General features: G+C 36.7%; 25 protein-coding genes and 1 tRNA gene. 16 read left to right on the forward strand and 10 right to left on the reverse strand.

What is annotated here, in order from left to right:
• Positions 1 to 127 precede the first annotated feature (127 nt).
• Positions 128 to 1,879 carry an aspartate--tRNA ligase gene (aspS, locus tag ACS8MM_RS11325; RefSeq protein ID WP_379716866.1) on the reverse strand — a complete coding sequence of 584 codons (1,752 nt, stop codon included), beginning with the start codon at positions 1,877 to 1,879 and terminating at the stop codon, positions 128 to 130.
• 680 nt (positions 1,880 to 2,559) lie between these two features.
• Here aspS and ACS8MM_RS11330 point away from each other — a divergent pair.
• The 10 genes from ACS8MM_RS11330 to ACS8MM_RS11375 all read left to right on the forward strand — a co-directional run bounded on the left by ACS8MM_RS11330 (position 2,560) and on the right by ACS8MM_RS11375 (position 8,744).
• Positions 2,560 to 3,018, forward strand: coding sequence for a hypothetical protein (locus tag ACS8MM_RS11330; RefSeq protein ID WP_379716869.1), 459 nt, complete (start codon positions 2,560 to 2,562; stop codon positions 3,016 to 3,018).
• Between the two features lie 51 nt (positions 3,019 to 3,069).
• A complete protein-coding gene (locus ACS8MM_RS11335) occupies positions 3,070 to 3,642 on the forward strand; it encodes a hypothetical protein (RefSeq protein ID WP_379716872.1) in 573 nt (190 codons plus the stop codon).
• 164 nt (positions 3,643 to 3,806) lie between these two features.
• Positions 3,807 to 4,433 (forward strand): hypothetical protein, encoded by a 627-nt coding sequence (locus ACS8MM_RS11340; protein ID WP_379716875.1) that lies wholly within the window; start codon positions 3,807 to 3,809, stop codon positions 4,431 to 4,433.
• 44 nt (positions 4,434 to 4,477) lie between these two features.
• The gene (locus ACS8MM_RS11345) at positions 4,478 to 4,969 is read left to right on the forward strand and encodes a cupin domain-containing protein (RefSeq protein ID WP_379716878.1); all 492 of its coding nucleotides are present in this window, start codon (positions 4,478 to 4,480) and stop codon (positions 4,967 to 4,969) included.
• A gap of 360 nt (positions 4,970 to 5,329) precedes the next feature.
• Positions 5,330 to 5,911 carry a hypothetical protein gene (locus ACS8MM_RS11350; RefSeq protein WP_379716881.1) on the forward strand — a complete coding sequence of 194 codons (582 nt, stop codon included), beginning with the start codon at positions 5,330 to 5,332 and terminating at the stop codon, positions 5,909 to 5,911.
• Positions 5,912 to 6,036: 125 nt separating this feature from the next.
• A complete protein-coding gene (locus tag ACS8MM_RS11355; RefSeq protein ID WP_379716884.1) occupies positions 6,037 to 6,579 on the forward strand; it encodes a hypothetical protein in 543 nt (180 codons plus the stop codon).
• 63 nt (positions 6,580 to 6,642) lie between these two features.
• On the forward strand, positions 6,643 to 7,122 hold the full coding sequence (locus ACS8MM_RS11360) for a hypothetical protein (RefSeq protein ID WP_379716887.1): 480 nt from the start codon (positions 6,643 to 6,645) through the stop codon (positions 7,120 to 7,122).
• Positions 7,123 to 7,231: 109 nt separating this feature from the next.
• Positions 7,232 to 7,588, forward strand: a complete 357-nt coding sequence (locus tag ACS8MM_RS11365) for a hypothetical protein (RefSeq protein WP_379716889.1) — start codon at positions 7,232 to 7,234, stop codon at positions 7,586 to 7,588.
• A 30-nt stretch (positions 7,589 to 7,618) separates the two neighbouring features.
• The gene (locus ACS8MM_RS11370; protein ID WP_379716892.1) at positions 7,619 to 8,113 is read left to right on the forward strand and encodes a hypothetical protein; all 495 of its coding nucleotides are present in this window, start codon (positions 7,619 to 7,621) and stop codon (positions 8,111 to 8,113) included.
• 76 nt (positions 8,114 to 8,189) lie between these two features.
• Positions 8,190 to 8,744, forward strand: coding sequence for a hypothetical protein (locus ACS8MM_RS11375; protein WP_379716895.1), 555 nt, complete (start codon positions 8,190 to 8,192; stop codon positions 8,742 to 8,744).
• 96 nt (positions 8,745 to 8,840) lie between these two features.
• Here the strand turns inward: ACS8MM_RS11375 and ACS8MM_RS11380 are convergent.
• Positions 8,841 to 8,922: transfer RNA gene (locus tag ACS8MM_RS11380), tRNA-Leu, on the reverse strand.
• A 199-nt stretch (positions 8,923 to 9,121) separates the two neighbouring features.
• On the opposite strand from ACS8MM_RS11380, the gene ACS8MM_RS11385 reads away from it, so the two are divergent.
• The 3 genes from ACS8MM_RS11385 (at position 9,122) to ACS8MM_RS11395 (ending at position 12,701) form a co-directional block, all read left to right on the forward strand.
• Positions 9,122 to 10,510 (forward strand): dipeptidase, encoded by a 1,389-nt coding sequence (locus ACS8MM_RS11385; protein ID WP_379716898.1) that lies wholly within the window; start codon positions 9,122 to 9,124, stop codon positions 10,508 to 10,510.
• Between the two features lie 6 nt (positions 10,511 to 10,516).
• A complete protein-coding gene (locus tag ACS8MM_RS11390; RefSeq protein ID WP_379716901.1) occupies positions 10,517 to 11,068 on the forward strand; it encodes a class I SAM-dependent methyltransferase in 552 nt (183 codons plus the stop codon).
• Between the two features lie 64 nt (positions 11,069 to 11,132).
• Positions 11,133 to 12,701: a flavin monoamine oxidase family protein gene (locus tag ACS8MM_RS11395; RefSeq protein WP_379716904.1), complete on the forward strand. Its 1,569-nt coding sequence runs from the start codon at positions 11,133 to 11,135 to the stop codon at positions 12,699 to 12,701.
• Positions 12,702 to 12,744: 43 nt separating this feature from the next.
• Here ACS8MM_RS11395 and ACS8MM_RS11400 read toward each other — a convergent pair whose 3' ends face one another.
• Positions 12,745 to 13,563 (reverse strand): hypothetical protein, encoded by an 819-nt coding sequence (locus ACS8MM_RS11400; RefSeq protein WP_379716907.1) that lies wholly within the window; start codon positions 13,561 to 13,563, stop codon positions 12,745 to 12,747.
• Positions 13,564 to 13,821: 258 nt separating this feature from the next.
• Here ACS8MM_RS11400 and ACS8MM_RS11405 point away from each other — a divergent pair, with 258 nt between their 5' ends.
• Positions 13,822 to 14,922, forward strand: coding sequence for a DUF4407 domain-containing protein (locus ACS8MM_RS11405; protein WP_379716910.1), 1,101 nt, complete (start codon positions 13,822 to 13,824; stop codon positions 14,920 to 14,922).
• 118 nt (positions 14,923 to 15,040) lie between these two features.
• On the opposite strand, the gene ACS8MM_RS11410 is transcribed toward ACS8MM_RS11405, so the two are convergent.
• The 7 genes from ACS8MM_RS11410 to ruvC all read right to left on the reverse strand — a co-directional run bounded on the left by ACS8MM_RS11410 (position 15,041) and on the right by ruvC (position 19,635).
• Positions 15,041 to 15,745: a PH domain-containing protein gene (locus ACS8MM_RS11410; protein WP_379716913.1), complete on the reverse strand. Its 705-nt coding sequence runs from the start codon at positions 15,743 to 15,745 to the stop codon at positions 15,041 to 15,043.
• Positions 15,746 to 15,809: 64 nt separating this feature from the next.
• On the reverse strand, positions 15,810 to 16,346 hold the full coding sequence (locus ACS8MM_RS11415; RefSeq protein WP_379716916.1) for a hypothetical protein: 537 nt from the start codon (positions 16,344 to 16,346) through the stop codon (positions 15,810 to 15,812).
• Entirely contained in the window at positions 16,347 to 16,712 is a 366-nt protein-coding gene (locus tag ACS8MM_RS11420) for an MmcQ/YjbR family DNA-binding protein (RefSeq protein ID WP_379716919.1), read from the reverse strand. It lies immediately after the preceding gene.
• A gap of 9 nt (positions 16,713 to 16,721) precedes the next feature.
• Complete coding sequence (locus ACS8MM_RS11425) at positions 16,722 to 17,123, reverse strand: GNAT family N-acetyltransferase (RefSeq protein WP_379736005.1); 402 nt, start codon at positions 17,121 to 17,123, stop codon at positions 16,722 to 16,724.
• Complete coding sequence (locus tag ACS8MM_RS11430; protein WP_379716922.1) at positions 17,120 to 17,884, reverse strand: cyclase family protein; 765 nt, start codon at positions 17,882 to 17,884, stop codon at positions 17,120 to 17,122. The genes ACS8MM_RS11425 and ACS8MM_RS11430 overlap by 4 nt, the downstream gene beginning before the upstream one ends.
• An 11-nt stretch (positions 17,885 to 17,895) precedes the next feature.
• Positions 17,896 to 19,029, reverse strand: a complete 1,134-nt coding sequence (gene hemW, locus ACS8MM_RS11435) for a radical SAM family heme chaperone HemW (protein WP_379716925.1) — start codon at positions 19,027 to 19,029, stop codon at positions 17,896 to 17,898.
• Positions 19,030 to 19,080: 51 nt separating this feature from the next.
• Positions 19,081 to 19,635, reverse strand: coding sequence for a crossover junction endodeoxyribonuclease RuvC (gene ruvC, locus ACS8MM_RS11440; RefSeq protein WP_379716928.1), 555 nt, complete (start codon positions 19,633 to 19,635; stop codon positions 19,081 to 19,083).
• A gap of 52 nt (positions 19,636 to 19,687) precedes the next feature.
• On the opposite strand from ruvC, the gene ACS8MM_RS11445 reads away from it, so the two are divergent.
• Positions 19,688 to 20,644 (forward strand): hypothetical protein, encoded by a 957-nt coding sequence (locus ACS8MM_RS11445; RefSeq protein WP_379716931.1) that lies wholly within the window; start codon positions 19,688 to 19,690, stop codon positions 20,642 to 20,644.
• On the forward strand, positions 20,620 to 21,720 hold the full coding sequence (locus ACS8MM_RS11450) for a glycosyltransferase family 2 protein (RefSeq protein ID WP_379716935.1): 1,101 nt from the start codon (positions 20,620 to 20,622) through the stop codon (positions 21,718 to 21,720). The genes ACS8MM_RS11445 and ACS8MM_RS11450 overlap by 25 nt, the downstream gene beginning before the upstream one ends.
• Positions 21,721 to 21,724 lie beyond the last annotated feature (4 nt).

The following is a 21,724-nucleotide window of genomic DNA, read 5'->3' on the forward strand; positions in this document are numbered from 1 at the left end:
AAATTAATAATAAATCAAAGATATACTTTTTATTGAGACAAAAAAGTTTTCTTTATTTTTTTTCAAGCACTGTTGTAATTTTTTTAACTCTCAGTAAAACAAAAAAGTGGGCCGAAGCCCACTCTATCTATTGTACGTTTAGCTTGATAGCCAATTCATCTAATTGTTTGTTATCAATTACCGAAGGCGCATCGATCATAACGTCGCGTCCGGAGTTGTTTTTAGGGAATGCGATGAAGTCGCGGATCGTTTCCTGACCACCTAAGATAGCCACCAAACGGTCTAACCCGAATGCCAAACCTCCGTGTGGTGGTGCTCCGAATTGGAAGGCATTCATTAGGAATCCGAATTGGTTTTCGGCTTCTTCTTGAGAGAACCCTAACAATTCGAACATTCTAGCTTGTAAATCTTTATCGTGGATACGGATGGAACCTCCACCGATTTCGTTACCGTTTAATACCATATCGTAGGCATTGGCTCTGATATTTCCTGGATCGGTTGTGATTAAATGTAAATCTTCCGGTTTAGGAGAAGTGAACGGGTGGTGCATTGCGTGATAGCGTCCGCTTTCTTCGTCGAACTCCAACAATGGGAAATCGACTACCCATAGCGGTGCGAATTCGTCTGGTTTTCTCAATCCTAAACGCGTAGCTACTTCCATACGTAACGCACTTAATTGCGTTCTGGTTTTGTGCGCAGGCCCTGACAATACGAAGATAATATCTCCTTGTTTTGCTCCGGTTACTTCCGCCCATTTCTTTAGATCCTCTTGATCGTAGAATTTATCGACAGACGATTTCAAACTACCATCTGCTTCCAATTTACAGTACACCATTCCGGATGCACCCACTTGAGGGCGTTTTACCCAGTCAATTAAAGCATCTATTTCTTTACGGGTGTATGCAGCACCGCCTGGAACAGCGATACCCACAACCAATTCGGCTGAATTGAATACACCGAAATCTTTATGTTGCGCTACGGCGTTCAACTCACCGAACTCCATACCAAAGCGGATATCCGGTTTATCGTTACCATAGGTTTTCATGGCATGATCGTACGTCATTCTTGGGAATTTATCGACTTCGATTCCTTTGATTTCTTTTAATAAGTGACGTGTTAAACTTTCGAAAACATTCAAAATATCTTCTTGTTCTACGAAAGCCATTTCACAGTCGATTTGAGTGAATTCCGGCTGGCGGTCGGCACGCAAATCTTCATCACGGAAACACTTCACGATTTGGAAGTATTTGTCCATTCCTCCCACCATCAATAACTGTTTGAAGGTTTGTGGCGATTGTGGCAATGCATAAAACTGTCCCGGATTCATACGAGAAGGCACGACGAAATCGCGTGCTCCTTCCGGAGTGGATTTGATCAAATAAGGTGTTTCCACTTCACAGAAGCCTTGATTTGAAAGGAAGTTACGCACCTCCATAGCCACTTTATGACGGAACAATAAACTGTTTTTTACTGGATTTCTACGGATATCCAAGTAACGGTATTTCATACGGATATCTTCCCCACCGTCGGTTTCATCTTCGATAGTGAATGGTGGTGTGATTGCCGAATTGAGCACTACAAGTTCAGACACCAATATTTCGATGTCACCGGTAGGCATATTCGGGTTTTTGGATTCTCGTTCGATCACGGTTCCCTTCACTTGGATTACGAATTCACGACCAAGTGTTTTAGCCAATTCGAAAACGGCTTTATCGGTACGGTTTTCATCAAAAATCAATTGAGTGATACCGTAACGGTCGCGTAGATCGACCCACACCATAAATCCTTTATCACGTGATTTTTGTACCCAACCAGCAAGGGTAACTTCTGTATTGATATGTGAAGCGGTTAATTCTCCACAGTTATGACTTCTGTACATTTTTGTAAAATTTGAATGCAAATTTAAGGTTTTGTTTGGAATTATGAATTATAAGTTATGAGTTATGAGTACGTTTTGACGGAAAGATTGAAAGAGGTTATAAAACTGAGCCATTGAAGGATTACTTATTAACTGCTGTCAGGGTTAGGAACCGCTGACAGGGTTCGCACCAAATTCCAAAATCTAAGAAGTCTAAAAATCCAATTGTCTAATGATCCAATACTACTTTGATACTACTTTGATACTACTTTGATACTACTTTGATACTACTTTGATACTACTTTGATACTACTTTGATACTACTTTGATACTACTTTGATACTACTTTAACTGAAGAAAATTCCAAATTCCAAATTCCAAATTCCAAGCTCAAAATTCCAAGCTCAAAATTCCAAAAAATGTTAAAAATGTTTTTTGGAAACTGTCTTTCCCGCGCAGGCGGGAATCCATTAAACGTTACTGTTGATTATTTGTGGTTCAAAGTTAGGGTTTTGAGATTGTTGGAACACATCCTGTTGGTGATTAACCCAGTCAGGGTTTGAAACCGCTGACAGGGTTGATTGTTAGGAGATAAAATTAGTTGTATTTAAGAACTACTTCTTAACTTCGCTGCGTTTGGGTGTAATTCGGTTCAATCATCATTTATACAATCCACCCCGAATAACAAAAAAAGTAACCACATGAAAAACATATCTTATTTAATCCTTCTTTTTAGCTGCCTTAGTACTGCACAAATTGACAATAAAAAGGTCACGTTTCTTTACTTCACAGCGGGAGGAATAAAGGCCGACCGCATCGATGTGCGATTTGAAGTTGATAATGATTCTACATTGGTCTACAAAAATGTTGAAAGAGTTGATCCCCACGATAATGATAAAATAACCCGATTAAAGGAAAACACCCGTTTCAAAATCAGCGGCAAAGAATACAACTCATTAATTGACGAACTAGACAAAGCTTTCCGATTAAAGCCTAAAGAAGAAGAATATGTTTGTTTCCATTCCAACTTAATTATTGTTAATTTTACGCGGAATGGCAAGGAATATGAACTATCATCAAAATGCATTGAGTCTGATTTAAATTCTTGGTCATTACCATTACTTAAAAAATTTCTAAAATTAATTAATGAAAAAGGCTAATCCAACTCGATAAAAAATGCTTTTTTGTGTATTTTACTTAATTCTATCACCATGAAACCACTTCTTATCTCTATTTTCTGCTGTTTGCTTTTGATGAGCTGTACCCCTACCGAAAAAAGAGTGACTGAAGAAGTGACTGATCAGGATATTTACCGGGTAGTCAACATGCAACTGGAAGATATGAGCGCTACAGAAAAACTCGAAGGAACCGAGGATTATTACATCATTGATGTTTTACAAACTCCCAGTTTTGTATATGAAAATCCTGGTTTTGAACTTGAGCGGTACTTTACCACAGAAGATATTGCTGCCATCAAGGAGCAAATTTCAGCTCGTGAGCATTTTACATTACATCAAGACTCCATACCCTCAAAAAGACTATTGTCCAGAAAAACCATCGACTCATTTATTGATAAAAACAGTACAAATCCCAGAGAGAGCTTTTTAAAAAATTACCTACAACACTATGGTGATACCTATTATCATTCCTTTAGTTTGCCAGTATTTTCGAAAGACAAGAAAACCTTCCTGATTGACGTAAACACAATAAATGGTGGTCGCTCTATTCTTTACAAGAATACAAACGGGAAATGGAAAAGAAAAACGGTATGCGTCTGGAGTTGAATAAGCACGGATTACAAATCCGCGCTATCGAGTTACACCCGAGCGAAACGAATACACGAAGTAAATCCGCTCTATCATATTTTGGTGGCAATTTCCTATATTTGATATCCGTCCAAAAAAAATGGCTGGAAACAAAATTCCCCTACCTCAAATAACACACAAAGATGAAAATTTATACCAAAGCCGTTTTACGCTGTTTGACATTCAGCCTACTGGCATGTTTTAGCTTACACGCCCAAGAAAACGAATTGGCTCAATACAAAAGAGACTGGAGAAAATATTTACAACCCAAACAATTATCGGACTATGTTGACAGTGCTCCCTCAGTTACAAAATGCAGTACCACAGCACTTCCTTTCAAGAATTTGAAATACAACAAAGTGATTGCGTATGATTATGAAGGGAATGAAGAGCCATTTGGAAGTATTACGACACAAGACGGTCATTTTACACCGGTTGTATTGAAACAAAAAAGTCTGAATCAGAAGCAGGTAGCCCAGGTAATTGGTTTTTTGACCGACAAGAAAACGTATGGAGAAGGAACGGCAGCCTGTTTTAATCCGCACATGGCTGTGGTTTTTTATGATGGCAAAAAAGTGGTTTTCAAAGCTGACATTTGTTTCGGCTGCAATTATCTGATTCCATCAGAGGACATTCCGGCTATGAACCATAAAAAAATCACCTTTGATAACGGCGGTTTCTATTATGCCGTAGGTTTTACCAAAACCGGAAAGAAAAAGATCAAGGAATTGGCTAAGGAGCTCGGTTTCTTTTATGGTGATGAGCATTAGATCAACTATCGTATATTTACAGTAACCCACTAACGCATTACTTTATGGATTCCACTATTAGTATTGTCAATCAGAATGAAGGTCCGTTATTCGCCATTGCCGGTGGTAACTACCGAGTTGTTATATCAGGAGCGGCTACCAATGGCAACTATGCGGTTATTGAAATGAGGGTTCCTCCCGGTGGAGGGCCACCACCTCATGAACATCCGGCGATTCAGGAAATGTTTTATATCCTGGAAGGAGAAGTCACTTTCAAAACGGAAGCCGGTATGCAGGTTGTGAGTCAAAATGGTTTTGTGAATATTCCATTGGGTGGCGGAGTACATTGTTTTAAGAATACTTCAGAAACATATGCCCGATTACTTTGTACTGTTGTTCCGGCTGGTCTGGAAAATTTATTTGAGGAAATAGGCACTCCTGTTGCGCCCGGTACCGTTTTACCCATTCCGGAATTAACGGAAGAACGGAAAGCCTTTTTGAAAGCAATGGATCTGAAATACGGTGTTCGAACGTATGCGCCTGATTTTTTGGGGTAAAGTATTAAAAGTGATCCTATAGAATAAGCACTAATTATTCGTCAGTTTGCTTTGGTATGTGATTCAAAGTCGGGATTTTGAGATTGTAATTTGGGATTCCCTGGACTTATATTGATGAAGTATAACTTATAGGATACTTGACTTCGAGGCCCTCAGCACGGTACAGCAATTAAGGGCCAACCTGAAACGGGATGCTTTGTTGTGCGGGAGGGAAAAGACTGTTGGATTATCCGATAGTTGAATTGTTAACAGCGCGATTACTTAAACAAACCTTAGTATATGATAAAACTATGTTTCATTATCAAACTTCAGTACATTTGTAACCGTTAGTATTAATCGGCACTATCCAAAAAGTAACTTATGCAATTACCATTTCTCACTGTATTTATTTTTTGTTTTTCACAATTAGTGAGTGCTCAGGATTTAGAAGCACTTTCTCTACAGGAACAAGGCTATAATGCATTCGTTGTTGTTGACAATTTAGACTACACTCCATTTGAAGAAGGATTAAAAAGCAATCATCCGGAAGAAGCGCATCAAAAACTGGTTGATACCATTCATGCAATCTATGATGAATTGTTTCCTGATTTTTCCCGGACAAAACTTTTAAACAGCATCAATTTAAACATTGCCCGATTTTATTTCCGACATAATGATTTTGGATTCGCGAAAACCTATTTTTTAAAAGTTCTGGATAGCCCGGATCCTATTTTCCCTTATACGAAAAGCCTGGAGACTTCGGAACGAAATGCTATCTGTTTAAATCTGGCCCGAATATTCATAAAAGAAGAGAATTATGCATCGGCTACACTCTATCTGAATAAGTCAAAAAAATACCATGTAGAGCAAGAATGTGGAAACGGGATGGTTGATGATCAAAAAAGACTACAAGAATTGTATGACATTTGTGAAAGCGGGATGGCTAATAAAAAGAGACCATAAGCTTTTTACTTTGGCATGTAGTTCAAAGTCGGAAAATCAAAGATTCGACAAAGTCAGATTTTGTGCAGCGCGTTACTTTATATAGCGTATAGCAAAGAAAATAATTAAAATAAGTTATTCCATTAATGAAAAAAGCATTCCCATTTTACTTCTCATTATACCTTCTATTTTTAACATCCTGCAGGTACAAAAATGAGAATGAAAAAGAATTTAATGCGCTATTAGCTTTACTCACCAAAAACTATGTCAATCAGGAGCCTTATAACCAATTTACATCAACATGCTGGAAAGTGGACAAAGCTACTTTCAAAAAAGACTCCTTAGATTACAGTAAAGGACTAGATCGTTTGTACGTGCAGGAATTGCCATTCATTCGATTTTTACTAAATAAAAGAGAAGTAACAAACGAATACAATAATTGGATAGAGACCCGGAATCCTTGCTCCTCGGCACTCCATGAAATTGATGTTACCCCGAATAAAAAAGGCACCTTATATCTTATTGATCATCTTTTTACCAAAAAAGGAAAACCAATTATCCAAAATAAATATGTTGATAAAATCAAAATAGAGGAACTAAAACATATCCTATTCGAAGAAGGAAAAACCAAAGATTTTAATGCCATAAAAAGAGTGTATTTGAACTACATCAATACCATAAAGCAATAACAGCTGTACTAGTAATGACATCTTACCAAAAACAGCTTTGCACTATCGAATTATATTAAAAAAATGAAGAAAACAACTATTCGTTCCTTGGCTCTAATTGCATTGACACTATCCATTTTCACAATTGGAGTACTATTAGAGCCCGATTATCGCTTCTTAACCCGAAAAACAATTCTGTATTTTTCACGATTTAAAATTGATTATTATGGCGGGAAAGAGTTTTGGATCTTTCCGACCGACGTGGCCTTCATTTCCACGTTGATTCCGATTGGTTTTTTTCTGTTTTTTAGAAAGCTATCCACTGTAACACTTCTTCAATTCGCCCTTCTGCATTGCATAAGCATGATGGCCACCTATTGTTTCTTTTGCTATTTGGAAAGCGAATATATCCGACTAACCGTTACCAATCCGATGTATAAAAATGGTTTTTTACTCTATCATTCTAATGCTATTCATTATAACGAAATACTTTTACTGACAATTCTCACTTCTTTTGGCATTGACTTACTTTTTAAAAAGTTACTCCAAAAGTCGACTCCCTAGCTCCCTATTCAATAATAGTAAGGTTGAAAATTGAACGGCGTAATTTTTCTATATTTGATATCTGAGACACTAACACAAAATTGATCGCTAGATAAACTAGTAGTATTTCATGAAAAAAATAGTAGCCGTAAAAGTTTGCGAATCCTTTCACATTGCACATTTTGGAATTGTCGTTTTTTTAGAAAATCCCAATGAAGGTTTGGCTACCGGTACCCTATTACAATCCCAAAAAAGCAATGCCGTTTGGATTGTTACCAACAGAATTATTGAATTTCCGAATCTCGAAAATCCGTTTGACAACGAAACTGTTTTGAATTCCTACCTTCATTTTTCAACGCTGGAAAAACGAAAACAAGCAGAAAACAACACTATCGAAAGACAAAAGAAAAGAATATACCACTATCAACTCGAAGGAATTAAAAAACCAGAAAAGAATGAAGTACTTGCTATTATAACACCACCCTAAATGGAATACAACAAAGCACATTATCAAAAAATGAAAATTATACGGTTTCTACTTCTTCTAATTGGCTTATCAGTTCCTGCCAATTCACAGGAAGCAACCCAACTTACCCGATACGAAGATGAAGACTGTTTTATTATGTATCCTTCTGATTTAAGCTTAAAAAAAGGAGAGAAAAAAGGATCATTAGGGCATATTGTATTTGTCATCAGTAATTTTGGAGAGCAAAAAGAATTCAATTTCCCTATCCTATCACTGAGCGTATTCGATTGTTCACTATTTGGAATGGGAGTTGACGGCATGATTGAATTCAATGAAAGAGGCAAGAAATTAAAAAAAAGAAAAACCAAGATACACCAGAGGAATTTTACTGAGGCCACCTCTGAAACCGATGGCATTACCACTTATGAATACTTTTTTGTACAGGGCAACATTATTTACACCCTACGAAGTGTGTCACAAACCCAAGTATTTGCCGAAAGAAAGGCAGAAATTGAAGCTATCATGGATAGTTTTGAACTTAAGTAAAAAATGGATGTCAAAATTACATCCATGAAATTAAGCAAGATATGCCCTATTGAAGTTAACAGTTATTCTTTAAAAAATGTACGATATCAAACCTCAAAAATACTATACTGATTTGTTTGAGTTTTTACGATCCAAAGAGAACGGCAAGATCAATTTTAAATACCTAGTCTACTATATCTCAATTATTTTGGTCATTATGACAATTGGCCAAATTATTGTCTGTAATTCTGATCCTTACCAATCTGAAAAAAGAGAAAACGAAAGATTCATTACAGACGAAATTAAAAGACAGGTAATTATTGATACTGTTTCACTTCCAATTACCCAAACTTATTTCAAAAGTTATAAGGTAATTAAATTAACAAATGATCTAAGTTACCGAATCAATTTAGTCAAGGAGAACAATAGTGATAAAATTACAAAAAACGCAATCATTGAAAAAAAAGCCAATTCTAAAATAGTTGAGATAGTCAATAACAATATCAGATATACATTTGAAATAGAAGAGATAACTAATTATGCCGAAAGACTATTCGTTTTTTTGGGTTCATTACTCTTTTCCTTTCTTGGCATTACTGCTTTTATAAAGAAAAATAAATTAGAGAAAGAGTACGAAAAGAACAATCCATAACAAATGCACACCGCAATCAATAAAAAAAAGAAAACCAATATATTATTCACTCGGTCAAACCATAAAAAAAGCCCTTCATTGCTGAAGGGCTTTTTGTGCGGGTGATAGGACTCGAACCTACACGCCTTGCGGCACCAGATCCTAAGTCTGGCACGTCTACCAATTTCGCCACACCCGCAGGGTTTGTAGTACCAAGTATTTTTGTGAAACACTCTCTGTACTGGCGTTTGTGGGTGCAAATATACACATTATTTTTAAATTCCAAATTCTAAAATCAAAAATCAAAGAAAAAATTAAATATGTGTTATTTTGGATTTCGGAATTCAGGAATTGGAATTTCAATTCGTATATTTGGCTTCTACTATTTTTAAACAACAATGGAAAACATAAAGCAATACGTTCAGAATAACAAGGAACGTTTTTTGAATGAATTAATCGATTTATTGAAAATCCCTTCTGTAAGTGCCGACAGCGCTTATGCACAAGATGTAATTGATACCGCTAATGCTGTAAAAGCCAGTTTGGAAAATGCAGGATGCGATTTTGTAGAATTATGTGAAACACCTGGTTACCCTATTGTTTACGGAGAAAAAATAATTGACAAAGCCCTTCCTACGGTATTGGTGTATGGTCATTATGACGTGCAACCTGCTGATCCTATGGAATTGTGGACGTCACCTCCTTTTGAACCGGTGATCAAAACTACCGAGTTACATCCTGAAGGAGCGATTTTTGCCCGCGGTGCTTGTGATGACAAAGGTCAGATGTACATGCACGTGAAGGCTTTTGAATATATGATCCAGAATAACTGCTTGCCTTGCAACGTGAAATTCATGATTGAAGGCGAGGAAGAAGTGGGCTCGAAAAGTTTAGGTTGGTTCGTAGAAAGAAACCAAGCGAAGTTAGCGAATGACGTGATTTTGATTTCCGATACCGGAATGATTTCCAACCAACAACCTTCGATTACTACAGGATTGAGAGGATTGAGTTATGTTGAAGTAGAAGTAACCGGTCCGAATCGTGATTTACACTCTGGATTGTATGGTGGTGCTGTTGCGAATCCAATCAACGTATTGACTAAAATGATTGCCTCATTGCATGATGAAAACAACCATATCACCATTCCAGGATTTTATGATAAAGTAGCAGAATTATCTGCTGAAGAAAGAGCACAAATGGCTAAGCGCCCGTTCAGCCAGGAAGCCTACAACAATGCTTTGGCCATTGCAGAAGAATTTGGCGAAGCTGGTTACACTACTAACGAAAGAAATTCGATCCGACCTACATTGGATGTGAACGGAATTTGGGGTGGATATACCGGAGAAGGCGCCAAAACGGTAATTGCCAGCAAAGCGTTTGCTAAAATTTCGATGCGATTGGTTCCGAATCAAGACTGGGAAGAAATTACCGAATTGTTCCAAAAACACTTTGAAAGCATTGCACCGAAGGCCGTTACAGTAAAAGTAACACCACACCACGGTGGACAAGGTTATGTAACTCCAATTGACAGTATTGGTTATCAGGCAGCTGCCAAAGCGTATGCTGATACATTTGGTGTTGAACCGATTCCGGTACGTTCTGGAGGAAGTATTCCTATTGTGGCTTTGTTTGAAAAAGAATTAAAATCAAAAACCATTATGATGGGCTTTGGGTTAGATAGTGATGCGATACACTCTCCTAACGAGCATTTTGGAGTTTTCAATTATCTGAAAGGAATTGAAACCATTCCATTGTTTTACAAATATTTCGCCGAAATGAATAAATAACCATCGGTGAGCAAGAAAAAATTTATATCCGAAGTTTTAAAATCTACAGGAACTATAGGCGCATTGTCGCCTAGTTCCTCTTTTTTAGCTAAAAAAATGCTGGAGCCGATTGACTTTGCTTCAGCCGACTGTATTGTGGAGTTTGGTCCCGGAACAGGTGTATTCACACACAAGCTTTTGGAAAGAATGAAACCCGATGCGAAGTTATTGTCTTTTGAAATCAACCCGTCCTTCATTGAAGAATTGCAGAAAATAGAGGATCCCCGATTGATTTTAATTAATGACAGTGCCGAAAAAATTCAGGACTATTTAGAGCAACATCATTTTGCTTCGGCCGACTACATTATTTCGTCGCTGCCGTTTGCTATGATTCCGGATGCGGTTGTACATAACATTCTGACCAATTCCGATAATGCTTTATCGGAAAATGGGAAATATATTCAATTTCAGTATTCTTTGAATGCCAAGAAGAAACTGGAATCCTATTTTTCGGAAGTCAGCATCAATTTCACCTTTTTAAATCTACCACCGGCCTTTATTTACAGCTGTTCAAAATAAAACCAAAGTAGTTCGTGTCTTTCTTCCATTTTTTTTAAGTTTGCCCAACAAACAAAACAACAAAATGAAAAAGACAATTTGTATTGCCGGAGGAGGAATTTCCGGACTATACAGCGCACTCCAACTTAGTGGTTACGACTACAATGTTGTACTACTTGAAGCTTCGGAAAACCACTGGGGCGGAAGGATAGAAACCACTGTATTGGAAAACTTTGTGACCGAATGGGGTCCGATGCGATTTGAAACGAAATTGCAGCCTAAGTTTGGTAAATTGATCGATGATTTAAAGATTGACCTTGTTCCTTTCAATGGTCCACAGGCGAATCCGTCGCAATTTCCGCAATACGATTTACCATTACAGGAACAGAACCTGAATGCCTTGGATTTATTGCGAAAAGGAATTTTATTGATGATGGGGAAAAACCCGAACAATCCGCTTGACTTCGGGTGCCAGAACTGGATTGACAGCTTGACAGAAGACGATTTCAGAACCATGCGCAAAGAGGCTACCTTAAATGGTAAATACATGTGGAAAATGGGATTTTGGAACGCCTTGAGTGAAGACGGAATTCTATCGCATCAAGCTTTAATGAAAATTCGAGATACCGGAACATTTTACCATATGATTCCGGACAACCTGAATGCCATTGAATGGGTAATTTGGTGGTTGCGTGCTTTTAAAACAGACGGACAAATTTTGGTTACCATCAAAAAAGGGACTGATGAGATTACCAAACAACTCCTATTAAAGTTGAAAGAAAAATCGAATGTCACCCTTATTAACGGAGCCCGACTGGTTTCTTTCCAAAATAACACAAACAATCAAGTCGAAGCCACCTACAGCAAGAACGGTGAAAAACTAAAAATTACCGCTGATCATTTGTTGTTGGCGATGCCACAGTATCCGTTAAAAAAACTAACACATTCATTACCGGAAAAAATAAGGGAACAATTGGATAGTGTGAACGGTTTTGCAATGACTAAAGTATTCTTTATACTTGATCAACCTTGGTGGGAATACAATCAATCGCCACAGGCTAGAGCCAATCGAATGCCTACGCGTGAAATTCATTATTTCCGACGTTCTAAAACGAATGATTTAGATGGATACGGTATGATTTTGCTGTATACTGACAAACCCGCTACCGAGTTTTGGAATTACTATATTGAGGATCGTAACCAACATGAATTTGCCGAAGTAAATAACAACGACGAGATCAAACAACAGTTTGCCAACTTCATGTCGAAAGACGTTTACCGATCACTTCAGGGCAATGAAGCGATGTCAACCACAGGTTTACAGCTTACCAAAGAAGCCTTGTTGAAATATGCCAACATGAGTTTGAACGAAATCAAAGCCGACATTGAGAAATCGATTGTATCCTATGGTATTCGCGATTGGTCATGTGCACCTTACGGCGCGGGGAATCATTGTTGGAGACCCGGAGTAAAATCTTGGGAAATACAACAGCAATTCAAAGCTTTTGCTTTAGAGAATTCGGAGGTTAAAAACATCCATATTATTGGCGAAGCCTATTCAGACTACACCGGATTTATTGAAGGTGCGATCAATTCTTCGGATTGGGCACTTGAAGAAATCACCGGTAAAAAGATGGTTATCGATTTCCAGTAAAAAATTCAACCACAAAGCGATCCATTCACTTTGTGGTTTCTTTTTATTTCTGAAGCCCTACTTCATTGCGATAAAGATAATCACCGTGGATAGGAGAAAAATATTTGTTCAATTTTTTATCAAACTCCTTCATTTTTGCTTCGTCTTTCCAATAGGCTTTGGCCAATTCGTCATCTTTATTCCATCCTTTTTCGATATCACCTAAACTATCGTACACAAATACTTCTACAAATTCACTTCCTTTAGATCCCCAAGCATGCGCATAGGTATAATACGCTTTAAGGATATCATTTTTTGCTGCTAAATTATCTTGCACTTCTTTAAATAAACTGTCAAATTCTTTTTGCGTACCGTCTTTCGGTTCAATTGTGGCTGTTTTCCGAACATAATACACCAATTGTTTGTCGGGTAGTTTACTCAATTCTTTACGATACGGCAATACCGTATAGATTTCATCCGAATGACCATCGGCATAAAACGCACCTCTTTTTTCAAAAAAAGCATCTCTAGCCTTTTCATCCGGCCAGGCAGCTTTGATCAACTCATTCTCTTTATCCCATGCTTTCCCAATAGCTTCCCAATTTTCGTAGAGCTGAACGAGAAGAATTTCAGTATTATCTTCTGTAAAAAAATGCGTCAGGATATTGTGTTTGAGCACCAATGGATTTTTCATGACCACTTTATCAAAATATTCCTTTTCCACTTTCAACCAATCTTCTTTGGTCAAATCAGGATTCGAAGTATTTCTGTGCAATGTCGTAACGGTTAAATAGCGAGGTTTTGATTCTTGCGCTATTGAAGAAAGGCCAAAACCGAAAAAGACCAAAAAGAACCCCAAAAACTTGTAATGAATTGCTTTCATAATTTCAAAATTTAAATTAAAAAAAACTGGAATTTGTTTTTGAAATCTGAAGCACGTGGATTTTTTGAGAACTTAATTAGATATACACAAATTTACAATAATTTTAACTTAAAATACTGATTACCAGTAAAATATAATTGATTAGCTTTGTATTCCCAAAAAAAGAAGATCTATAAGTCAAAATAAATCAACCAGTTAGCTCATTATTCATTTTTTGGCTTTAAATTTGCTGTATCATCAATCAAATCGAAATTAATCATGTTAAAACGTTTTTTTATTCTGTGCTCCGGTGCAGATAGAGAGTTACTCGACTCTTGCAGTGAAGGGGAACAAACCAAGTACGTTGGAATTGGCGCCACTGTTTTTTTTACTGCCGTTATGGCTTTTTTGGCCAGTGCCTATGCCTTATTTACGGTATTCGACAATGTTTATTATGCTTTGGCGTTTGGAACTGTTTGGGCATTGCTTATTTTCAATCTGGATCGTTTTATTGTATCCACTATTCGTAAGAGGGATAATTTAAAAGCGGAATTCCTCCAAGCTACACCCCGAATTATTTTGGCGATGATTATTGCCATTGTAATTTCCAAACCATTAGAAATCAAAATATTTGAAAAAGAAATCAATACCGTCTTATTGAAAGAGAGGAATGCGATGGCGATGGCCAATAAAAAGCAAGTGACCGATTATTTCAAAGGCGATGTTACTAAAAACCAAGCCGAAATTGACAGTATCAAATCAGGAATCAAAGCCAAAGAGAAAGAAGTAGCTGATTTGTACCAATCGTATATTACGGAAGCGGAAGGATCTGCGGGCACAAAGAAAATGGGTAAAGGTCCGATTTACAAAGAAAAAAGAGATGCCCATGATGTAGCGCAACGTCAGTTGGATTCTTTAAAAGCGAATTCGGCTAAAGCTATAGCCGATAAGGAGGCCAGAGCCAAAACCTTACAAGCTGATTTGGACAAAAAAGTGACCGACTCAAAACCAATCATTGATAATTTTGACGGATTGATGGCAAGAATCAATGCTTTAGGAAAACTTCCTTGGTTGCCTTCGTTCTTCATCATGTTGTTATTTTTAGCCATAGAAACCTCTCCTATTATAGCCAAAATGCTTTCTCCAAAAGGGGAATATGATTTCAAACTCGAAGACAACGAGACGGCTTTAAAAACACATATTGAACAGAACAACTTCCAACGAATGTTACAAAAAGATACCGATGCATTGATTTACAACAAAATCTATGAGGACATTCGAACGGATCAGGGATTGTATGATTACAAGAAAAAGACTGCCACGGATATTCTCCGAATGCAATCGGATAGTTATTTGGAGAAACAAAAAAGTGTGATGTAGTTTGTGAATTAACAAATTCCAATCTCAAAATTCCAATACTAGAAAAATTTAAAAATAAGAAGCAATAAAAAAGGGATAAGTTGAACTTATCCCTTTTAATTTATTTTTTATACTTCTTTTATAAGTACTGCAAAACTTCCGCTTTTAGACGGTCGTATTCTCCTTGAAGAATCAACCCGTTATCCAATAACTTTTTATAATTCTGAAGTTTAGCGAAAAGTTCATCGCTACTCATTTCGTTTAGTTTCTTTTCACCAGGAGTTGAAGTAGAAATCATTTCGGTTACCGTTTCCTGAACCGCAGGAGTTGACGGCATGATTTCGGCAAAAGAAGTTACTTCTTCTACTTCCACTTCTTCCACAACACTTTCAACTACAGTCTCCGCAACAGGAACTACCACTTCAGGGGCAGCAGCCGGAGCTACCGGATTTTTCAAAGCATCCAATTGCTCTTTTGCGTAGGTATATAATTTACGTGCTTGGTTTTTGGGCAAATAATCGACAGTGTGTGTCAATTCCGTTTTGGTAGAAAATGAAAAATCAGAACCAAGGATTCCTTCTTTTACAAAAGTTCCTGCCACTTCATCCCAGTTGAAGTCAATGAACTCCATTGACAATCCTAAATTTTTAGGTTTACATAAGATGATACGTTTGTTTGTTACCACAATACTATCCGGAAAAACGGTAATCGCTGGTTTCTTTTGTACAGCGATATAGCCTACTTCTTCGTTAGTCATTAATAGGTTTTCCAATTTTGCCGTGATTTTCTCGATGGCCTTTGGATCCTGGTCTTCGTTTAGTATTTTCTTTAAATTATCAATCATAACTATTTGTTCGTTAATTTTTGTATTTGCAATGCATCAAAAGTAATGCCTAATTTATAAGTTTTTAATAAACCGTCAAATAATATTCTGTAATTCTGAATATAATAAAAAGTACAAAAGTCAAAAACAAAAGAATGAGCTTGTGCTTAACTGGTTTGATAGATGGTTTTACAACCATAAAAGACTTTATTATCGATTTCACCCTTTCCTTATTGAGCCACAAAATAACCAACAAACAGCTTTGATACAAAACTGCCGCTCTCAATGCACCTAGGGGAACTCCGTAGAAAACATCCTGGAGTATCACATTGAATAGAATGGTTGTAATTAGAAAACAACCCAAAATTCTCGTTTTCCTGAATAAAAGCAATATTCCTCCAATTACTTCCATACCACCGATAATCAAAGCATAGGGTTTGGAATAAGCGTAAAAAGCCCACATAAGTTGCCCACCATTTAATTGTGAAACTGGTTTATCTATCTGATGTGCATTTCCAAACTGCACAAATTTTCCCAAACCATAAGCCATCATAGCAAATACTACTATCCAACTGATCGCATTTTCAACAATTTCCAGCCATTCTCCTTTGGATATTTTCATTTAACTATTACTAACTTCTATCTGCAACTTCTTTGTTAAACTTTTGAATACTAAATCATACGAATGATCAATCAGTTCTTTTAAGAAAACATCGGAAACCGAACCATTAACTTTTACCGTATTCCAATGTACTTTACTCATGTGGTAACCCGGCTGAATATCATCAAATTGCCCACGCAGTTCCAATGCTCTTTCCGGATCACATTTTAAATTGATTGAAGGATTGTTAATTTCCCATTCTTTCAATGAAGACAAGGCAAACATTTTGCCGCCTACTTTAAATACTAGAGTATCTTCATCAAATGGAAAATGTTCGGTTACTCCTTTTTTGGATAAACAATATTCGTAGTAAATATCTATTGTCATTTCTTACTTTTAAATTATTATTTTTTCCATTAATTTTTCAGGATTTTGAACTGAAGTAAAACCAAATTTCTCGTACAAGAAATGAGCATCCAAGGTTGCTAATCCCCATATTTTAATTTGTTGTAATTGTGGCTCAGTCATTACAGCATTTAAAAGAATTTTAGAATATCCCTTCCCTCTGTGTTCTTCAACAATAAAAACATCCATAGGATAAGCAAATGAAACCAAATCTGTAATTACTCTTGCAAATCCTATTTGATCATTATTAAGGTAAATTCCAAAACACAATGAATTGTCAATAGAAGTCTGTAGCATCTCTATTGTTCTGTTTTTTGCCCAATAGGTATCTTTCAAAAAATTTTGAATGAAGGGAACATTTAATTCATTTTTATCGGTTGAGACTCTGATCATATTTTATATAAAATTGGTTTACTCGGACTGGCATCATTCTCAAACGAAGCGATTTGCAGGTTTAGTATGTAACTTCCGTCAGCGATTTCATCTTTCACAAAAATCATTTCCGTGATAGTGCAATTCATTCTGGCATCAGTATTCAGATTATTCACATCCTTTATGTTCCAAAATGCTTTATGTGCCAATAGTTTCCCTTCATCATGTTCCCTATCCACACTAGGCAAATCAATTAACAAGTGTTGGATTCCGCATTCCCGAATAAAAACAGCAGCTTCTTCTGAAAGATACGGCGGATTGGAATTCGAATATTTTTTTGAAAGTTTTGTTTTTTCGTTGGGCAAAGTCCGAATCACAATCGCTTCGGGAGATTTTCCATTTAAGGCTTTTTCAATCTGATTTTTAGTAATTATCTGATCTTCTTCTAGAGATTCTGGGGTTACCGAAATTACTTCTGCTGTAAAAAAGAACTGTTTCAGACATTGATTAACGCTGTAAAAATCGCGTGTAATATGTCCTAAACATTCTGTATGCGTACCATGACCATGCGGATTGAAAAGAATGTTATTGAAATTGGTCGAAGAGCTACCTTCGGAAACTTTTCCAACCCAATCTCCGAAACGCACTGGTTCGATTACCGGTTTCTCAATATACCAGGCTATTGGGTTTTGATCGGTATTGGTTAATGTTATTGAAATATCCAGTGGTTGGGATAAATCGATTGTAAAGTTCTGGTTGTGGTGTTGAATTTCTGCAATCACTTTGAAATTATTTATTCCAAATTTAACCAAAAAAGGTCGGATGCAATTCCGTCGCAAAAGAATTTTCCTTTGTTTGTTGTTTTCAGTATACCGTTAGTCATGATTAGCTTTTCATCCTCCAGGAAACGTTGCGCATTTTGGAGTAGGTAATTCATATAGTCGTTCCCGAACTCGTTTTGAATTCGTTCCAATGAAACACCCCAAATTGTTCGTAATCCCGTCATTACATATTCATTGTAACGATCTTCTTTGGTTAAGGTTTCGATTTCGTTGGGCAATTTATTTTCGCCCATCGCCTTTAAATACAATGAATTATTGGCACTATTCCAACTTCTGTTTTGACCATCATAACTATGCGCAGAAGGGCCAATACCGATATATTTTTTCCCTAACCAATAGGCCGAGTTATTTCTTGAAAAATAATCCGGCTTCCCAAAATTAGACAATTCATAGTGTACAAATCCGTTTTTTTCGAGTGTGTTGACCAGTAATAAAAACTGTTCATGAGCAACCCCGTCATCTGGCGTGGGAATTTTACCCTTTTTGATTAACGTAGCCAAAGCGGTTTTGGGCTCAACAGTCAATGCATAACTTGAAATATGGGGAATATTCAAATCCAATAAAGTCTGAATATTTTGCAGCCACTTTTCATTGGAAAGTCCAGGAATTCCGTAAATTAAATCCACCGAAATGTTATCAAAATACTGAGTTGCCAATTCCAGACATTTTTTGGCCTCAACAGCATTGTGGGCGCGATTCATTAGCAGTAAATCTTCCTCGTAAAACGACTGTACACCAATACTCAATCTGTTTACCTGATTTTTGGACAATTCAATGATTCGGTCTTCCGATAAATCGTCTGGATTGGCTTCGATAGTAATTTCCGGATTTTCGGCAACACTGTAATGTAGATAGATTGTATCAATTAAAAACTTGATATCTTCAATTGGCAATATCGAAGGTGTTCCACCACCAAAATAAATGGTTTCTACAACTTCGTTTTTGAATTCCTCTTTACGCAAGTCGATTTCTTTGGCCAATGCCGAAACCATTTCCTCCTTTTTCTTCATGGATGTTGAAAAATGGAAATCACAGTAATGGCATGCCTGCTTACAGAAAGGAATATGTATATAAATACCGCTCATTTTATATGTTTAGTCATCGTCCCAAGTTATTCGACTTAAGGCGTTTACACTCTACTTTTTTACCCTCTCTTCATTCTGTTTCACAAAAGCATCCCAACCGGAATAACTTTTCCCAACGGTTACCCTTCCTGAATTGAAAAAATGACATACCGCTGCTGCCAAACCATCCGTTGAATCCAGATTTTTAGGTAGTTCCTTTAACCCTAACAACTGTTGTAGCATTTTGGCGACTTGTTCTTTACTGGCGTTACCGTTTCCGGTGATGGCCATCTTAATTTTCTTGGGTTCGTATTCGGTTATTGGAATCTGACGTGATAACCCGGCAGCCATCGCCACACCTTGTGCACGCCCCAACTTTAACATGGACTGAACATTTTTACCAAAGAAAGGAGCTTCAATGGCAATCTCATCCGGATGGTAGGTATCAATTAATTCGATGGTACGTTCAAAAATACGTGCGAGACGCATATAATGATCGTCCATTTTGTTCAACTGTAATTCATTCAACTGAATAAATTCCATCTTTTTATTTACCACACGAATAATTCCGAATCCCATAATTGTGGTACCCGGGTCGATTCCTAATATAATACGTTCGTTTGACAATTTTAGTTGGTGATATACGGTTTACAGTACAAAGTTTCGTTACTTTGCTTTAATGATATCCATGAACCACAAAACTAAGCAATTCCTTATACTTCTCCTCAAACTTTTGATTGTCGGAGGTGCTTTTTATTTCATATATGACCGTTTGGCATCAGAAGAGCAATTTACTTGGAATCAATTCCAAGGAATAGTAGCAGAGAAAGCATCATTCACTTCCATATTTATTGTTTTACTCTTCAGTTTTTTCAATCGCTATGTTGAAATTCTGAAATGGCAAAATCTGGCAGGTGTGATTCGGCCAATATCAGTAGGAGAATCTACAAAACAAGTTTTAGGTGCTTTAACCTTAGCCCTTTTTACGCCTAACGGAATAGGAGAATACGCTGGTAAAGCCTTATTTTTTGAAAAAGAAAATACCAAAAAAATCATTTTTCTAAACCTAATCTGTAATGGTGTACAGATGGTATTGACCGTAGTATTCGGAACTTTTGGACTATTGTATTTCAATGCCAATTACACTATCATCACTCCGAAAGCTGTTTTACTTATTTCCGGAATTTTTCTTTTAACCTTGGCTGTTTTGTTTTTCTTAAAAAAGATTACAATTCGAGGCTATTCGTTAGAAAAACTCATTCACAAAATCAATAAGATTCCAAAAAACATTCACCAAAAAAATAGTATTCTAGGTGTTATCCGTTATCTTATTTTTTCACACCAGTACTATTTTTTATTTGTATTATTAGGAGTACAATTACCTTATCCAATATTGATGGCTGCCATTACAAGCGTTTATTTCTTAGCTTCCTCATTACCTAGTTTTCAATTTTTAGATTTTGCAGTAAAAGGAAGTGTCGCTGTGTTTTTCTTTGGAAAATTAGGCGTAAACGAGTGGATTGTTGTATTCATCAGTACGCTGATGTGGTTTTTGAACACCGTTTTACCGGTTATTGTAGGCAGTTATTTTGTTTTTACTTTTAAGTCACAATGGAAATCGGAATCCTCATTATAGTTTTTTGGTATGTACTGAACATCCTCTGGCTCGTCTATGGATTTGCTAAGGTAAAATCATTTGTTACGAAAACGACATCTCCATTGCATCGCTTTTCGATTATAGTTCCTTTCCGAAATGAAGCAGAAAACCTACCCCAACTTTTGAACTCACTTTCCAATTTAAATTATCCTAAAGATTTATTTGAAGTTATTTTGGTGAATGACGCCTCAGAAGATCAATTTCAAATTCCAAATCTTCCCTTGCAAATCTTGGTATTAGACACCATTCGAACCACTCCTTCGCCAAAGAAGGACGCTATCAACACGGCAATACAAAAAGCAAACCATAATTGGATTATTACAACCGATGCCGATTGCGAAGTAGGTGAAGATTGGCTGAAAAGTTTTGATTCTTTTATTCAGAATTACGAACCCAAAATGATAGCATCGGGCGTATATTTCAAAGCCAGCAACTCTATCCTTGATTCCTTTCAACAATTGGATTTATTGAGTTTGCAAGGAACTACGATCGGCAGTTTTGGCAATCAACAAGCATTTATGTGTAATGGCGCCAATTTTTGCTATCACAAATCCTTTTTTGAAGCACTCAACGGTTTTGATGGTAACGATACTATTGCCAGTGGAGACGATGTCTTCTTATTACAGAAAGCCATTGCAAAAGATGCCAAAGACGTACATTTTTTAAAATCGGAAGCAACACAAATACAAACTCAGCCCGAAACTTCATGGCGAGGATTATTTTATCAGAGAGTACGATGGGCCAGTAAAACAGCTAATTATTCTGGAAACTACAGCAAGCAATTAGGACTTTCGGTATTTATGATGAATCTTTTTTGGATTTTGAGCCTAATTTTAGTGTGTTTAGGACTTATAGAATATCCCTACTTCCTGCTTATGGTTGTTGCTAAATTGAGTGTAGATGCCTTACTGCTTGTCAAAACAAATTGTTTTTTTAAGACCCAAATTCGTCATTTTGCACTAAGTAATTTGATTTACCCCTTTTTTAGCACAACTGTTGTGATTTATTCTTTTTTTGGGAATTATTCCTGGAAAGGCAGGACATTTAAAAAATAACGTG

It is taken from the genome of Flavobacterium sp. MAHUQ-57, assembly GCF_051908335.1.
GTDB lineage: Bacteria > Bacteroidota > Bacteroidia > Flavobacteriales > Flavobacteriaceae > Flavobacterium.